Below are 14,707 nucleotides of genomic sequence, written 5' to 3' on the forward strand. Positions count from 1 at the left end.
TCCGGCCCGAACCGCAGGAAACCGGGCCCCCGCGCACCCCGCAAACACCCTTGCATGCGATACCAACTGGCCGTTTATTGATGGGATATGAAACTGCAAACGGCCTGCTTGAATGCCCCTGATCGGCTACGCGCGCGTCTCGACCGAGGATCAGACCCCCCTGCCCCAGTCGCAGGCCCTGAAATCCGCGGGCTGCGTCGAGATCCACGAGGAGCAGGCCTCGGGCGGCAATCGTGCGCGACCGGTGCTTGCGCGGGTGTTGGAACGCATCGGCAAGGGCGACACGCTGGTGGTGGTGCGCATCGACCGTCTGGCACGGTCGCTCTCACATCTGCTGGAGGTGATCGAGCGGCTGGAGGCCAAGGGCGCTTTCTTCCGCTCGCTGACCGATCCGATCGACACGTCCTCACCGCAGGGCAAGTTCACCCTGCAAGTCCTGGGCGCCGCGGCGGAGTTCGAGCGCGCCCTGATCCGCGAACGCACCAAGGCGGGGCTGGCCTCGGCGCGCAGCAACGGCCGGATCGGCGGCAACCCGGGACTTCGCGCCCGCGACCCCGCGGCGCTTCGCAAGGTGCGGCTGGCGAGGCAAGACGGTTACATGGATCGCCTGAACGAGACGGCGCAGGACTGGGTACCGCACGTTCGTCGCCTGCGGCCCGACATGGCCTGGGAGGACGTGCTGCGGATCATCAACGGTCCCCTGCCCCGCGAGCGACATTGGACGCAAAGCCGCCTGCTGCGCGCCGTGAATGCCTATGTGCGCGACGGCTTCCTGCCAGAAACGGTGCTGGGCCGCGCCGGGCGGCGCGAGACGGATGATCGCCTGCCCGCCATCGTTGCCGCCATCAAGGGCGCGGATCCCGACATCACGCTTCAGGCGATTTGCACCCGGCTGGAGGCGATGCGCGAGCGCACGCCCCGTGGGCGGACAAGCTGGCAGCCGTCATCCGTGAAAATGCTGCTGGACCGAGCCGAGAGGCTGGGGTTGCTTGAGTGAAGTTGCGGGAATCGACCGCGCGATTCTGTAGATCGTCGTTACGTAGGCGTCCACAATACATGTTGTGGCCACGACCTCACGGGCCACGAACTGTTGAAGTGACCTACGAACAGGGTCACCCAAGGCATTGATACTTAACAGCTTTATCTCGTCAGAAATAGGCCGCCTCAACGCCCCTAGGTCGTTCAACAGTTCGGGCTGGATTTAATCGCCAAAACTGTTAAGATCTACAAAACAATAAAGACTTGAGGGCAGTGATGAGCGGGATACGGGCCTCTCAAAGATTCGACGTCATGTCCAAGCGGCTCGGTAGCCGGTTGCGTGAACATGCGCAGGAAACCTTCCCACCGGATGCCCAGAAGGGTCTCCGTCGCTTCGCGATGCGGGAAGCGGCAGATCTCCTTCGGATCAACCAGAACACCTTCCGCCACCATGTGTCAAACCTCGAGGGCTTTCCCGAAGGCATCCTCGAGGGTGGGAACCGCCGCAGCTTCTCTGCCGAAGAAATGGTCGAGGCCCAACGCGTCCTTCTTGAGACGGGCAGGATCAAGCCCGATGAGCACCCTCACAGAAGAGCCGGCGAACCGTGCCAGGTCGTGACGATCTTCAACTTGAAGGGCGGGTCCGCAAAAACGTCGACCGTAGCTCATGTTGGTCAGCTTCTGGGTCTTCGCGGCTATCGGGTCCTGCTGATCGACCTCGACAGCCAGGCAAGTCTGACAAACCTGTTCGGGGTGACCCCTGAACTCGATCCGGACATGCCGACCTCCTACGATCTGATCCGGTCGGAAGGTCCCCTGCCCGCCTCCGATATCATTCGCAAGACGAACTTCCCGACAGTGGATCTGATCCCGGCCTCCATGGACATCATGGAGTACGAGTTCGAAGTCGCTTTGAGCTTCAGACACGGTGCCACCACCTTCCACAGCCGGATCCGCGAAGCACTTGAACCTGTCCTAGACCGATATGACGTGGTGATCTTCGACACTCCGCCGCAGCTGAATTTCTCGGTGATCTCCGCCCTCTTTGCTTCCACTGGGGTCCTGATCCCGCTTAACGCGTCCATGCTTGATGTGATGTCTCTGGCAAGCTTTCTCGGCATGGCGAGCAATTTGATGGGCGTCGTCGAGGCGCATGCTCCCGAGCACGGCCTGAACTTCGTTCGGGTGCTGATCACCCGGTATGAGAACACCGACGGTCCACAGGTCCAAATCTCGTCTCTGCTTCGGACGGTCCTTGGCGATGCGGTCCTCCCGGCCGAGTTCCTGAAGTCGACAGCGGTAGGTGATGCCGCCAATACGCAGCAGAGCATCTTTGAGGTCGAACCTCGCGACGTGAACCGCAGAACCTACGAGCGTGCAATCGAGTCCGTTTCGCGCGTTACCGACGAAGTCGAACGCGAAATCCTAAAGGCATGGGGCCGTAGCCATGGCGCGTAAGGTCTTCGGAGATTCCCTCAAGAACGCGATGGGCAATGCCGCGACTGCAGAAGAGGACGTGGATCTTGATCTGAAACGTACGAGCCCGACAGTCGCTCGTGCGCAAGCATCCGTGCTCGAGGAAGACAAACACGCCACGCGCCTGATCGACCCGAGCGCCGTGCGGATGTCCGCGGTCATGGACCGTATCGATCCGAGCGATGGCCTCGAGGAACTTGTGTCCTCGATCCGGGAGCATGGGCAAAAGGTTCCCATTCTTGTCCGCCGAACCCAGGATGGCGCACTTGAAATCGTCTATGGGCGCCGCAGGCTTCTCGCCTGTCGTGAGCTTGGTCAGAAGGTGCGGGCCACGGTCATGGAAATGACCGAAGAGGAAGCACTGATCGCCCAAGGCGTGGAGAACAATGCCCGCCAAGACCCCTCGTTCATCGAGAGGGCTTTGTTCGTCGCCGGCATCATTCGAGAACTTGGGAAAACAGACGAGACGCGCAAGAACGCCCAGACCATCGCCTATCGGGCACTCCAGATCGATGAGTCTCTCGTCTCTCGGATGAACCGTATCGCTACGGGCATTCCGATGGAGCTGATCCAGGCCATCGGACCAGCACATGGCGTTGGTCGGCGGGTCTGGGAGAAGCTTTTCAGGCTGTGCGAGAAGGACGCCTCGAGAGCCAGGGAAGTTGCCCGCGAAATCCCCCGAACCTTGCCGGGTCCAGAGCGGCTTGACGCAGCGGTTACGCTGCTCACGACCACCAAGACAACTCCGCCCAAGGCTGAGTCAAGTGAGCGCGTTAAGATCGGCCGCAAGGGCAACCGCATCACCATCGATGTGGACGCTGATCTTGCCCCGCGCGTCGAAGATGCCATCCGAAAACTGATCGGCGAGCTTCTTGACCGCGGTCAACACGGCCCAGAGTGACGACCCCGTGTCTTGACCGCGGTCAAGATATCAAGAGCAACGAGCAGAAAACGAAAGGAGGACCGGCTAGAAAAGGAAAGACCCCCCGAAAGCGGTGCTTCCGAAGGGCCTCAATCAGTCTCGACACCTGATTGATACCCCCAAAACGAATCGAGTTCAACACCGCTCGCGGTGACCGGGGAAGCTTTTTCTTCCGAAACACCATGAGACATGTCACTCAAGCACGAACCGCCTTGGCGGAACAGGCAGCTATTGCCTGCCCTAACCCCTACGAGCTTCTGGGGCCGGTGCGGGTTCTTCGGAAAGACCTGAACCTCACGAGCAACGACGTCACCGTACTGACAGCGCTCATCAGCTTTCTTCCGCGCGATCAGAGCCCCAACTCTGGTGAAATACAGTGCAAGCTGACCGTTGTGTTTCCTTCCAACGCCTCCTTATCAGAGCGCGCAAACGGCATTGATGAAAGAACGCTTCGCCGCTGCCTCGGGCGCCTTGAGGCTGCGGGACTCATCCAGCGAAAGAGTTCAGCGAACGGGAAACGCTTCCCTCTCCGCTACGGAGGGATCATCAGGGATGCGTTTGGGATCGACTTGGGTCCGCTAATGCAGAGCCACGACGCTCTTGCGGCCAGAGCATCGAAGGTCACGGAAGAGCGTGAACGCCTGCGCTCCCTCAAGGCAGAAGCACTGGCGCTGCGCGCGTCCCTCCTAGAGGACGAACAGCTCCATGACGCACGGCGGGCTTCACTGGAAACGATCCGAAACCTGCTTCGTCGAGCAACCCTGACTGCCGACACAGTCTTGCAAATCATCGCTGGTCTCCGCGAGCTCGGAGCCAACGCCAAGCCGAGCTACGGAGAGTGCCACGATTCAAACACCCGTGCGGACCGAGAGCAATCGCAAGACCAAACCCTCGGACGTGAGTGCGCGAGCGAAATGTCCGCCAGGAACGGACAAAATGACCGGCAGATAGAGTCTGTAAAAAAAGAACATATAAAGAAAGATACGCACGTGAAGCAGACCAACGCTTTCCAAAGCGTTGGGGCAGCGACCATGAACCGGGACCCTGCAAAAATGGCGTGGACGGACTTTACACATGTCGCAGACTTCTTCCCAGACCCGCCGCGAACCGGCGAAGCCCTCAACCGCGTTCTCTTCGACATCGGTCGATTGCTTAGAATACGCCAAGAAAAACTGATGCGTGGTCTTCAGAAAGCTGGGGCTGGACGGCTTTTGCTGATCTTGGACTACCTGTTGGGAAAAGGCGAAGCGATCAGACAGCCCGAGGCATACTTTGAAACGATCATGAAGACATAGAGCATCCAACTTGCACGTCTTGACCGCGGTCAAGACGAACGAAGAGAGGGAAAGGTTGGGGGTTTGAGGGGTGACGGGAAGTGAGATCGGGAGAGTGGCTTCCGGCGCCCGTCGTGGAGAAGATCTGATGGCGAAAGCAGCCCAGAAAGTCACCCTGTCCCCCTCACAGGACATCCCCTTCGACAAGCTCGTGCTGAGCCAGTCCAATGTGCGGCGCATCAAGGCCGGCGTCTCGGTCGAGGAACTGGCCGAAGACATCGCGCGGCGCGGCATGCTGCAGAGCTTGAACGTCCGGCCCATGCTTGATGCCGATGGGGTCGAGACCGGCATGTTCGAGATCCCGGCCGGCGGCCGCCGCTTCCAGGCGCTATCGCTCCTGGTGAAGCAGAAGCGTTTGGCCAAGACCGCGCCGATCCCCTGCATCGTGCGGGATGCCGCCTCCGAGATTTTGGCCGAGGACGACTCGCTGGCCGAGAACATGCAGCGTGTGGCTTTGCATCCGCTGGACCAGTTCCGTGCGTTCCAGGCCCTGCGCGAAAAGGGTCAGGGCGAGGAAGCGATTGCGGCGGCCTTCTTCGTCACGCCCCAGATCGTCAAGCAGCGCCTGAAACTCGCGTCCGTGGCCCCTGCCCTGCTCGACGTCTATGCCGAGGATGGCATGACGCTGGAACAGCTGATGGCCTTCACCGTGAACCCCGATCATGCGCGACAGGCGCAGGTCTGGGAGGCTGTGAAGAACTCGTGGAGCAAGGAGCCCTATGCCATCCGGCGCATGCTGACCGAGACCTCGGTCCGGGCGTCCGATCGTCGCGCGGTCTTCGTCGGTGTTGATGCCTATGAGACGGCAGGCGGTGTCGTGCTGCGCGATCTCTTCCAGGGCGATGACGGCGGCTGGCTCGAGAACCCTGCCCTGCTTGAGCGGCTGGTCGCCGAGAAGCTCCAGGCCGAAGCCGAAGCGCTCGCTTCCGAAGGCTGGAAGTGGATCGAGGTGGCGACCGACCTGCCCTATGGCTACAGCCACGGTCTGCGGCGTCTCGCCGGTAATCCCGCGCCGATGACCGACGAGGAAAGCGCGGCCCACGCTTCGCTCCTCGCTGAGTATCGCGGGCTGGAAGAGGAATACTCCGGCCAAGACGAATACCCCGACGAGATCGACGCTCGGCTGGGCCAGCTCGAAACGGCGATGGAATCGCTTGAGCAGCGGCCCTTGATCTACGATCCGGCCGAGGTCGGGCGCGCCGGCGTCTTCGTCACGCTGGATCGGGACGGCTGTCTCGCGGTCTATCGTGGCTATGTCCGGCCCGACGACGAGCCGCGCGAGGAAACCGCGGTCCAGTATGGTGATGGCGCGGATGATATGGGGCAGGGGGGTGATGTCGGTGTTTCCAGCTGGAAACCCTCGGGGACCTCTGTCGGCGGCACCGTCATCACTTCGGGTGGTCAGCCGATCGGTGCTGACCTGTCGGAGGAAGAAGATGACGGCGCACTGAAGCCGCTGCCCGAGCGGTTGGTCATGGAACTGACGGCCCACCGGACCCTTGCGCTGCGCGAGGCCATCGGGCGCTCGCCGGACGTCGCGTTGACACTCCTGCTCCTGAAGCTGGTGACGGACACCTTCCGCACCTCCTCGGCCTCGGGCAGCTGCCTCGAAGCCTCGGTGCGCCACGTCTTCATGTCGGCACAGGCGCCCGATCTGAAGGACAGCGTCGTCGCCAAGCTGGTCGATGAGCGTCACGCCGCCTGGGAGGCTGATCTACCCCTCGGAGACGATGCGGCGCTCTGGGACTATCTGTCCGTGCTCGACCAGGGCAGTCGTCTGGCGCTTCTGGCGCATTGCCTCAGCTTCGGGATCAACGCCCTCCATGAGAAGGTGAACCCCTATGGGGCGGGCATCTCCGCCAGTGGCCTGACCCGCCGCATGGCCCATGCCGATCTCGTGGCGCGCGCGGTCGATCTCGACATGGTCGAAGCGGGCTGGGAGCCGACGGTCGATGGCTATCTCAACCGCGTTCCCAAGGCCCGGATCCTCGAGGCCGTGCGCGAGGCGAAGGGGGAGGGGACCGCGCAGCTTCTCGATCACCTTAAGAAGGGCGAGATGGCCACGGAAGCCGAGCGGCTCCTCAAGGGAAGCGCGTGGTTGCCTGAGGTCCTGCGTCGGGCCGATCTGGCGGCAGGAGACGGCAAGCCGATCGCAGAAGGGCAGGGGGAAGATGCGGGCGAGCCCGAGGACGTCGATCTCCCGGCCTTCCTGACGGCCGGTCTGCCGGAGAGTGCTGCGTCCATGATGGCTGCGGAATGATCTGAGCCATCCGGAGGCGGGGAAACCCGCCCCTCACTCTGATAAAATACAGTAATATCAATATGATGAATGCAAAATCTCGCATTCGGGATGAGGAATCATGTCTGCAACAACCATCATCGACACAGCCCCCCTCGGGGCACTGATCCGCTACACCGACGGCTGTCCCAAGCCTCCCGCACGTTTCACCAAGAAGCTCGCGACCTGGGAGCGCTCGAACGGCTTCGGTCGTCTCGTGAAAAAGGAACCGCCCCGAGTCTATCCGACCTGGACGGCTCCGGCCTCCTTCACGCTGCATGAGGGGAACTTCTCCTCGGACGGGGTCATTCTCGTCACCATCATGCGCAGCCATTCGGCGGATAGCCGTCTGATCTTCGAGGTGGCCGAGGAACCAAAGCTGGGGCAGGTCCGCGTGCTTCTGGACTTCGGTGGCAACACCGAGCTGCTTCATCTGGCGGAGTCCGTCACCGCGGCCGAACTCTGGATCGCGCGGGAGGGCTATAGCAATGCGCGGCTCGAGATCGTCGATGCCGACAACGGCGATAGGGCAGAGGGCGCGGACCTGGCCGCCTGAGCCCTGAAAATGCGTGAGAGGCCTGCCGAAGGGAGGGCCTCTCACCGACCACAGCCTCGTCCCGCCATGACGCGGAGCGCCAGAGGATCCATCCCCCAAAGACGGAGGTCTTGAACCAAGAGCCTGCCCGGGAGGCGGGCGGCGTTCCAAGCATCAACGGGACAATCGGCTCCTGACGTTGGGGGACCATCCCCCGCTCGCCATTCCCTTCCTTGCCCCGAATCCCGTCTTCGAGATCAACCCGCAAGGGGTCGGACTACGGGCGAGCCCGTGCCGCCGTGTGGATTCGGACGAGCCGAACGCACCCGGTGATGTCAGCCAGCATTCGGACCTTCGAGGTCCTGTCGCGCGGGGGATGGTCCCCCGCCTCCAAGACAGGAGCCAAACAGATGTCCCGCAAAGATGCACACGCCTTCGCCGCCTCCCTCGCCTCCACGCTCATGGTCTCGATCGTTGTCTTCCAGGCAGGGGATGGAACCTTCGGCGCTGTTCCCGCCGATGAAATCGACGGAGACGAGGTTCAGGTGATCGCTGAGGTCGATCCGTGGGCATGACGCCCACGGCCCCAACGAGGGCTCGGCATCGGGGCAGGGCGCAGATGCGCCTCCTCGCCATTTCTTAACCGCATGATCGACGACTCCGATCTGAGGACTGCCCGTGTGCTGCCCGGTCCAGATCTAAACGCAAGCAATGCCGAGAATGACCGCGAGACCGAAATGGGCGGACGCCGTCGGTCGACTTCGGATTCACTCTGGTGAACATGCGACACCCCGGGCCGACTCCCAGCCCGGGGCGAAGACCTCTTCAGTCGATCCAGCGACCAAGCTGCCAGAGGCCGTCAAAGACCTCTTCAGCGAGTTCGACGGCGAGGATCAGCGCCAGCAGGACGGCGCAGATCATGAGAACCGGCCAGAGAAGGCCCCTGCTTTGCCGGGTCGGCGCTGCACCTTCGGGGTCATGGGAGGTGCCACGCAAGGCAACCCAGGCACCCGTCAGCCGTGCCTGTGCGCCGTCCAGCGCCGAGGGCCGCGCGGCCTGCGCTTCGATCCGGTCGAGGCGTTCGGTCAGGGCCGCGATGGCCTCGCGCAGGGCAGTTGTGTCGTCAGAGGGGCGGGGTGTGTCGGACATCTCGGGCCCCCGTCAGTTCTGCCAGAGCCGTTCGCGCTCGACCCGCCCTTGATCGTCCAGCCGCACCTCGACCGTGTCGCCGTAGGGATTGACGGCAATCGCCGTGACATGCCGCCCGCCGCGTTCGACATATCCGACCTGCGTATAGCCAAGCGCGGTCAGGCGTTCCCGGGCGGCCTCTTCCGACAGCGACCGCCGGTCGTCGCGCTCGCGCTCATAGCCGCGCAGGGTACCGTCGCGCGCGAATTCGATCTCGATCCGCATGCCATCGGCGGCAAAGCCCTCGACCGAGATTTCGCCGTCATCGTCCAGATCGATCTCCGTCAGCCGCGCGATCTCGGCCAGCCGCGGCTCGGCCCGCGCGGCGGCAGGCAGCATCGCCTCGATCAGGCTTTGAGGCAGGCCCGCGCCATCGGCCTGCACCTCGAGCAGGCGGTCGCCCCGCGCCTCGGCCCGCAGCCAGCCGTTGGCGCTGCGGGCGTAGATATAGATCTCGCCATCGTCATCGGGGCGGGTGCGGATGTCGGTCAGGCCGAGGCCCCGCAGGGCGGCGGGCAACGTCGCCTCCGCCGGGTCAATCGCAGGGCCAGCGGTCACGGTGACGGCGGCAAAGGTGTCGCCGGTGCGCGTGCCGGTCAGGTTCAGCCGCGTGCCGGGGGCGGGAATGGCGCTGCCCTCGGGCAGGGTCACCAGCAGACGGCCCTCGGGCGTAACCAGCACAACCTGCGTGCCGAAAGCTTCGGCCACGGTGCCAGACAGTGGCGCGTCCTGCGCGGCAAGGGGTGCGGCAAACGCGGTGCTCAGGATCAGGGCGGCAAGGGTGCGGTTCATCGGTCGTTCCTTTCTGTTCAACATGGTACTCCTCTGACCGATTCGCCCCAAATGCCCGCGCAACGGCACCGTTTGGTTTCCGTTGAGCTTTTGCGCTATATGAAAGGTCATGCGCCTTGCCCTTGCCCCCTTGATCCTTGCCCTTTCGGCCCTGCCCGCCGCGGCGGACCCGCCCGATGATGCCGCACCCATCGATGCCGGCACGGCGCTTGCCTGTGTCGCCGCCCGCTACTTTGGCGAGGCGCTGCGGATCGAGGACGAGGATGACGGTCTGGTGCAGGAAATCCGCTGGCTGACCCCCGCCGGCAATGTGCTGGAAATCGAAATCACCGGCCCCGGCTGCCGGTTCATCAAGGTCGATGGCGTGGGTCAGGCCGAGGCGCGGATCCTACCCGGGGCCGCCCCGTGAAGGTGCTGGTGGTCGAGGACGACCGCGACCTTGCCGACCAGATCGCCGCGGCGCTGGCACAGGCGGGCTATACAGTCGAGCGGGCGCACGACGGCGAGGCGGGCGAATTCCTTGGCGCGACCGAGACCATCGGCGCGGCTGTGCTGGACCTAGGCCTGCCGGGGATCGACGGGATCGAGGTGCTGCGGCGCTGGCGCGGCGCTGGCCTTGGCTTTCCTGTCCTGATCCTGACCGCGCGGGATGCCTGGTCGGACAAAGTGGCAGGGTTCCGCGCCGGGGCGGATGACTATGTGCTGAAACCCTTCCGGATGGAGGAGGTGACTTTGCGCCTCTCCACCCTGATCCGCCGCGCGGCGGGTCATGCGACGGCGGAACTGGCGGCAGGCGCATTGGTGCTGGATACCGCCATGGGTCTTGCTACGCTGGACGGGATGCCCCTGCGCCTGACGGCGTTCGAGGGGAAGCTTCTGCGCTATCTGATGCTGCACAAGGGCCGCGTCGTCAGCAGGACGGAACTGTCGGAACACATGTATGACCGCGACGCCGACCGCGACTTTCGGTCGATGGAGGTGGTAATCGGCCGCCTGCGCAGGAAGATCGGCGAGGCGCGGGTCGAGACGCGCCGCGGCGAGGGGTATCGCCTTCTGCCCGGCGATCCAGCATGATGTTCCGGTCCATCCGCGCGCGGATGCTCGCCTGGTCGGCGGGGCTGACGCTGGGCGCGCTGGTGGTGGCGTGGTTCGCGCTGTCGGCGGTGCTGGCGGACTTCGTGAACCGCAGGCTGGATGCGGAACTGACGGCCACGGCGCGCGGCGTAATGGCGGCGGCGGGCTGGGATGCTGTGGGAGCCTTTGCCGTGCTGCCGCCCCCGGCCGATGCCCGGTTCGAGCGCCCCCTGTCGGGCTGGTATTGGCAGGTCAGCGACGGGGCCACGGTGCTCGCGCGGTCGCCATCACTTGTCACCGGCAATCTGGGCACGGATGGGGCCGGCCGGGCCGGGCCCGATGGCGCGGCACTGGTGGCCCATCAGGCTGCCTTCACCGCGCCGGGTGACGGGCGGCGCCTGACCGTGACCGTCACCCTTCCTGCGGCCGAGGCCACGGCGGAGCTCGCCGCGATCCGCCGCCCGCTGGCGCTGGCGCTGGCGGTGCTGGGGGCGGCACTGATGGCGGCGCAGGTGCTCGCGGTGCGGGCCGGGTTGGTGGACCTGACGCGCTTTGCCCGCGCAGTGGCCGCCTTGCGCGACGGACAGGTGGACATGCTTCCCCCTGCGCAGGCCGCCGAACTGCGCCCCCTGTCGGACGAACTGTCCCGCCTGATCGCCGCCAATGCCGCGCAAGTGACGCGCGCCCGCGCCCATGCGGGCGACTTGGCCCATGCGCTGAAAACCCCGCTCTCGGTGCTCGCAAACCGCGCCACGCCCGAAGATGTGGCACTGATCGACCGGATGGACCGCACCATCCGCTGGCACCTGAAACGCGCCCGCGCCGCGGCGGCCGGGCTGGACCCAGCGGCCCATGCGGTCGTGGCCCCGGTGCTCGAAGATGTGACGCAGGTCCTGACGCCAGAGGCGCGGCGGCGCCGCGTGACAGTGGAGATCGCAGCCACGGGCGCGCCGGATTTCCGGGGCGATCCCGAGGATCTGGCCGAGATCGTCGGCGCCCTTGCCGAGAATGCGGTGAAATGGGCCCACGCTCTGGTGCGGATCGCGGCGCACCCCTGCCCGGAGGGCGTCGAGATCACCATCACCGACGACGGCCCCGGCATCGCCGAGACCGAGCGTGCGCGTCTTCTCACACGTGGGGCGCGGCTGGACGAGACGGTGCCGGGCCATGGCCTGGGCCTGGCCATCGCGGCTGACAGGATCGCCGCCTATAGTGGCCGCTTGACCCTCGGTCAGGCAGAAGGCGGTGGGCTGGCCGTTACAGTGATGTTGCCCGCACGGGATTGACGCGGGGTTGGGTCGAAGGAATGCAGCGCATCGCTGCATGAAGGCGTTTGGAGTGATCGGGGCCTGCAGATCTTGGGCAAATGTGGCGCCTCAACCCTCAATCGATCGCCAAATCGCTCGCTGTCTTTCCCGACCCCAAAGCCTCCACGAACCACTGCGGTTTGCGTCCCCGGCCGGACCAGGTGAGCGCCGGGTTCTCAGGGTGCCGGTATTTCGCCACGGCAGGCGCACGGGAGGCTTTCGTCTCGGTTCCGACAAGTTCGGCCAGAGAGTAGCCCAGTTCCCGGGCGAGAGCTTCCACCTTGGCACGGGCTTCCGCCTTCTGCCGATCCTCATAGGTGGAGATCGCCTTGGCGACGTCCTTCTGCATTTTCTTCAGCTCGCTGAGCGACAGTGCCTCGAGATCGTAATCAGCCATTGGTACGCTCCGTGTCCTGAATGTCCCGGTATCGATAGCCCGTCGCGGCAAGGCGCCGCAACACCCGGAAGGCTGGGGCAGGGGTGGCAGAGGCTGTTGATTGCCGCTTCCGTCGCATAGGAGGTGCTGAACTGGGGGTCAGGCTGTCCCGATTGGTCGGGTGACAGGTTCTGGCATGGGCTTCCCCCGCATCTCTGTCTCCTGGGCCATCCCTTCGACTGACAATCCCCTAATCCCGTTCGCTTGCCTGCGCGCAACCCCGCGTCAGACCGGCCCGTGTTGCCCCTTCGGGGCTGCCCGCTCCACCCCGGTCCTCTGGGGGTTTCCGGCGTCCGTTCCGTCCACCGTGCACGCGTCACCCGACGGGCTTTTTCCGGGTCTTGTCGAAGGGACGGTCCCGAAGACAGGACACACAGGAGCTTACCATGCAGAACATCGTCATCCTCGCCGGCAACATCGGTCAGACCCCCGAAGTCCGCACCACCCAGGGCGGCACCAAGATCACCAACTTCAGCCTCGCCACCTCCCGCCCCCGCCTCTCGGAAGGTCGCGTCCTGCGCGACGAGAACGGCTACCGGGTCATGGACACCGAATGGCACCGCATCACCTGCTTCAACGGCCTCGGCAAGACGGTCGCGGAGCATTGCGAAAAGGGCATGAAGGTCCTCGTCCACGGCCGCATCCACTACACCAAGTGGATCGACAGCATGGGGAACGACCGCTACGGCTGCGAGATCATCGCCGAGAAGGTCGATTTCCTGAGCCGCCCGAAGTCGGCCGAGAACGAAAACCCCGAGCTGGTCGACCGCGACGACGAGATCCCGTTCTGACAAGAACGGGGTCTTCCCCACGGGCCCGGCGGGGAAACCCGCCGGGCCAAAGGTGGTTTTCGCCTTCTGTTGCCCGCCTCCTTGAGCGTCCGAGGCCGCATAGACTGCGCAGCTACCGGTTCGCGTCCCTTTCTTCGACGATGCCGTGACTGCGATAGGCATCAAGCATCATGCGCGTGTATTCGGCCGTGCTCTGTGTCACGGTGCCCAAACCGGGCCACGCGAACAGCGGATCCGACCACATAACTTCCAACTCCAGCTCGATCCCGAGCACTGCAGCCACGTCGATCGCCGCCGTGGGCTCCTTTTCTTCGGGCCAGTAGTGATCCTCGAAGGAAATAACGACGTCGAGATCGTCATCCACCCAGATTTCGGCAAGACCCGCGCCCATGCGCTCACTGGCATTGGTCGCATCCTCGAACAGGGCTGCCCGGATCAAATGGGTCACCTGGTCCTTGCTGAGATCAAGTCTTGGCCGCGGATCGACGATGGAGACGATAGGTTCCACCTCTTGCCCTTCGGCGCGAGCTTGGACCGGCACTGGCTTTTCCTCGTTCGGTCCTAACCAGAACGCTTCAGGAAAAATGTTGATTGGTGATGCGCCGCAGCCGGGGCAATGCCAATGGGTTCCAGCGATCTGTGGGCCGGTGATTTCTGCGTTGCAGTGTAGGCAGTACCAGAGGTTTGATTCCTCCATCTCCAAAAACGGGTGGCGGACCTTTCCCTCTGCATCAGGTTTCGTGGCGCGCCGTGGCCAGTCGGCAAATCGTTGCGCTTTCATGCTTTGCATCAATTCCTTTGCAATCCCGATGGCTTCTTCACACAGCACCCGATCGTTCATCGGGCTGTTCTGGGCATGCTTGATGTCGATTTCGACCCGAGGGGCAGCTGAAGGGTTTTCTGGCAGGATGATCCGCCAACCCTCACCTTCCATGTGTACGTCGCCGAGCATTGTTTTCAGCGCGTATGGATGCCCTCGAACTTCTCCTCGAGTGACGGCATCGGGGCCCCCGAAGATATGGTCGAAGGTCGAACCCTCGTAGGAAGTGATCCGTTCCACGAAGGCCTTGATCGTGGCGACTTGTGCTTCGGAGGGAGCCCACTCTCCTTTGGCGCTACCCGTCAAGGCATTCCAATGGGGAAAGTCCAATCGCGCCGCAACAAGGTCGAGCGCTGCATGCTGTGGTTGACCGGTCGCTCTGGCGTAACGCTTTGCCAGTAGTTTCAAGTTCTTCAGCTTATCGTTCTGTGTCATGATCCATGTCCAAGCTGGATCCGACTAGGTGCCCGCTGCTAATCAGACCCGCCTATGGCATGAAGTCTGCTGTTCGAAGTCAAAATCGCTGCAAAGCTTCGCGTGGCGGGCACACCGGCCTGCGAGAAAGGCCGTGTACAACGTCTGCCATTTTCGATTGCAGGTCAAGACCGACGCGTTGCGGGGTTGGAGCGCCTCTGGCTTTGCACCGTTTGCTCGAGAGAGTCCGAGTTGTGCCGGTTTCCCGGTGACGGGTCGAGGGTCTGCGCATTCCGGAGCATCCGGTCGGGCATTCCGACGACATCCGGTCAGCTGTTCCGAAGTATCCGGTCACCGCGAGA

The 14,707-nt window shown here is 63.8% G+C and carries 15 protein-coding genes; 11 read left to right on the forward strand and 4 right to left on the reverse strand.

What is annotated here, in order from left to right; translation table 11 throughout:
• The first annotated feature begins 112 nt into the window (after positions 1–112).
• The 7 genes from GH815_RS17750 to GH815_RS18920 all read left to right on the forward strand — a co-directional run bounded on the left by GH815_RS17750 (position 113) and on the right by GH815_RS18920 (position 8,098).
• Positions 113–997 (forward strand): recombinase family protein, encoded by an 885-nt coding sequence (locus GH815_RS17750; protein WP_153750075.1) that lies wholly within the window; start codon positions 113–115, stop codon positions 995–997.
• Positions 998–1,290: 293 nt separating this feature from the next.
• Positions 1,291–2,436 carry a plasmid partitioning protein RepA gene (gene repA / locus GH815_RS17755; RefSeq protein ID WP_170290385.1) on the forward strand — a complete coding sequence of 382 codons (1,146 nt, stop codon included), beginning with the start codon at positions 1,291–1,293 and terminating at the stop codon, positions 2,434–2,436.
• On the forward strand, positions 2,426–3,355 hold the full coding sequence (locus GH815_RS17760; protein WP_153750077.1) for a ParB/RepB/Spo0J family partition protein: 930 nt from the start codon (positions 2,426–2,428) through the stop codon (positions 3,353–3,355). Before repA ends, GH815_RS17760 begins: the two co-directional genes overlap by 11 nt.
• Positions 3,356–3,558: 203 nt before the next feature.
• Complete coding sequence (locus GH815_RS17765) at positions 3,559–4,671, forward strand: helix-turn-helix domain-containing protein (RefSeq protein ID WP_153750078.1); 1,113 nt, start codon at positions 3,559–3,561, stop codon at positions 4,669–4,671.
• Positions 4,672–4,798: 127 nt separating this feature from the next.
• Positions 4,799–6,970, forward strand: a complete 2,172-nt coding sequence (locus GH815_RS17770; RefSeq protein ID WP_153750079.1) for a ParB/RepB/Spo0J family partition protein — start codon at positions 4,799–4,801, stop codon at positions 6,968–6,970.
• 100 nt (positions 6,971–7,070) lie between these two features.
• A complete protein-coding gene (locus GH815_RS17775) occupies positions 7,071–7,544 on the forward strand; it encodes a hypothetical protein (RefSeq protein WP_153750080.1) in 474 nt (157 codons plus the stop codon).
• A 389-nt stretch (positions 7,545–7,933) separates the two neighbouring features.
• Positions 7,934–8,098 (forward strand): hypothetical protein, encoded by a 165-nt coding sequence (locus tag GH815_RS18920; protein WP_170290386.1) that lies wholly within the window; start codon positions 7,934–7,936, stop codon positions 8,096–8,098.
• A 250-nt stretch (positions 8,099–8,348) separates the two neighbouring features.
• Here GH815_RS18920 and GH815_RS17780 read toward each other — a convergent pair whose 3' ends face one another.
• Positions 8,349–8,672, reverse strand: a complete 324-nt coding sequence (locus tag GH815_RS17780) for a hypothetical protein (RefSeq protein ID WP_153750081.1) — start codon at positions 8,670–8,672, stop codon at positions 8,349–8,351.
• A gap of 12 nt (positions 8,673–8,684) precedes the next feature.
• Positions 8,685–9,503, reverse strand: a complete 819-nt coding sequence (locus GH815_RS17785; RefSeq protein ID WP_153750082.1) for a prevent-host-death protein — start codon at positions 9,501–9,503, stop codon at positions 8,685–8,687.
• 130 nt (positions 9,504–9,633) lie between these two features.
• On the opposite strand from GH815_RS17785, the gene GH815_RS17790 reads away from it, so the two are divergent.
• From GH815_RS17790 to GH815_RS17800, 3 genes are read left to right on the forward strand one after another with little or no spacing between them, the layout of a single operon-like run.
• Positions 9,634–9,912, forward strand: coding sequence for a Cys/Met metabolism pyridoxal-phosphate-dependent enzyme (locus tag GH815_RS17790; RefSeq protein WP_246176521.1), 279 nt, complete (start codon positions 9,634–9,636; stop codon positions 9,910–9,912).
• On the forward strand, positions 9,909–10,577 hold the full coding sequence (locus GH815_RS17795) for a response regulator transcription factor (protein ID WP_343030953.1): 669 nt from the start codon (positions 9,909–9,911) through the stop codon (positions 10,575–10,577). Before GH815_RS17790 ends, GH815_RS17795 begins: the two co-directional genes overlap by 4 nt.
• The gene (locus GH815_RS17800) at positions 10,574–11,863 is read left to right on the forward strand and encodes a sensor histidine kinase (RefSeq protein ID WP_153750084.1); all 1,290 of its coding nucleotides are present in this window, start codon (positions 10,574–10,576) and stop codon (positions 11,861–11,863) included. Before GH815_RS17795 ends, GH815_RS17800 begins: the two co-directional genes overlap by 4 nt.
• A gap of 97 nt (positions 11,864–11,960) precedes the next feature.
• Here GH815_RS17800 and GH815_RS17805 read toward each other — a convergent pair whose 3' ends face one another.
• A complete protein-coding gene (locus GH815_RS17805) occupies positions 11,961–12,281 on the reverse strand; it encodes an H-NS histone family protein (RefSeq protein ID WP_153750085.1) in 321 nt (106 codons plus the stop codon).
• 425 nt (positions 12,282–12,706) lie between these two features.
• Between GH815_RS17805 and GH815_RS17810 the strand changes: the two genes are divergently transcribed.
• Positions 12,707–13,111, forward strand: coding sequence for a single-stranded DNA-binding protein (locus GH815_RS17810; RefSeq protein ID WP_090271194.1), 405 nt, complete (start codon positions 12,707–12,709; stop codon positions 13,109–13,111).
• A 112-nt stretch (positions 13,112–13,223) separates the two neighbouring features.
• Here the strand turns inward: GH815_RS17810 and GH815_RS17815 are convergent, their stop codons facing one another.
• On the reverse strand, positions 13,224–14,366 hold the full coding sequence (locus GH815_RS17815) for a hypothetical protein (protein ID WP_246176522.1): 1,143 nt from the start codon (positions 14,364–14,366) through the stop codon (positions 13,224–13,226).
• Between the last annotated feature and the right edge of the window lie 341 nt (positions 14,367–14,707).

Source organism: Rhodovulum strictum, from assembly GCF_009649175.1.
Taxonomy (GTDB): Bacteria; Pseudomonadota; Alphaproteobacteria; order Rhodobacterales; family Rhodobacteraceae; genus Rhodovulum; species Rhodovulum strictum.

What these genes read in the sequence shown, in the direction of transcription:
- GH815_RS17800 (WP_153750084.1), top strand. Translation starts at nt 10,574, where the DNA reads ATGATGTTCCGGTCCATCCGCGCGCGGATGCTCGCCTGGTCGGCGGGG.
- GH815_RS17815 (WP_246176522.1), bottom strand. Translation starts at nt 14,366, where the DNA reads ATGACACAGAACGATAAGCTGAAGAACTTGAAACTACTGGCAAAGCGT.
- GH815_RS17760 (WP_153750077.1), top strand. Translation starts at nt 2,426, where the DNA reads ATGGCGCGTAAGGTCTTCGGAGATTCCCTCAAGAACGCGATGGGCAAT.
- GH815_RS17765 (WP_153750078.1), top strand. Translation starts at nt 3,559, where the DNA reads ATGAGACATGTCACTCAAGCACGAACCGCCTTGGCGGAACAGGCAGCT.
- repA (WP_170290385.1), top strand. Translation starts at nt 1,291, where the DNA reads ATGTCCAAGCGGCTCGGTAGCCGGTTGCGTGAACATGCGCAGGAAACC.
- GH815_RS17785 (WP_153750082.1), bottom strand. Translation starts at nt 9,503, where the DNA reads ATGAACCGCACCCTTGCCGCCCTGATCCTGAGCACCGCGTTTGCCGCA.
- GH815_RS17780 (WP_153750081.1), bottom strand. Translation starts at nt 8,672, where the DNA reads ATGTCCGACACACCCCGCCCCTCTGACGACACAACTGCCCTGCGCGAG.
- GH815_RS18920 (WP_170290386.1), top strand. Translation starts at nt 7,934, where the DNA reads ATGTCCCGCAAAGATGCACACGCCTTCGCCGCCTCCCTCGCCTCCACG.
- GH815_RS17775 (WP_153750080.1), top strand. Translation starts at nt 7,071, where the DNA reads ATGTCTGCAACAACCATCATCGACACAGCCCCCCTCGGGGCACTGATC.
- GH815_RS17805 (WP_153750085.1), bottom strand. Translation starts at nt 12,281, where the DNA reads ATGGCTGATTACGATCTCGAGGCACTGTCGCTCAGCGAGCTGAAGAAA.
- GH815_RS17770 (WP_153750079.1), top strand. Translation starts at nt 4,799, where the DNA reads ATGGCGAAAGCAGCCCAGAAAGTCACCCTGTCCCCCTCACAGGACATC.
- GH815_RS17750 (WP_153750075.1), top strand. Translation starts at nt 113, where the DNA reads ATGCCCCTGATCGGCTACGCGCGCGTCTCGACCGAGGATCAGACCCCC.
- GH815_RS17810 (WP_090271194.1), top strand. Translation starts at nt 12,707, where the DNA reads ATGCAGAACATCGTCATCCTCGCCGGCAACATCGGTCAGACCCCCGAA.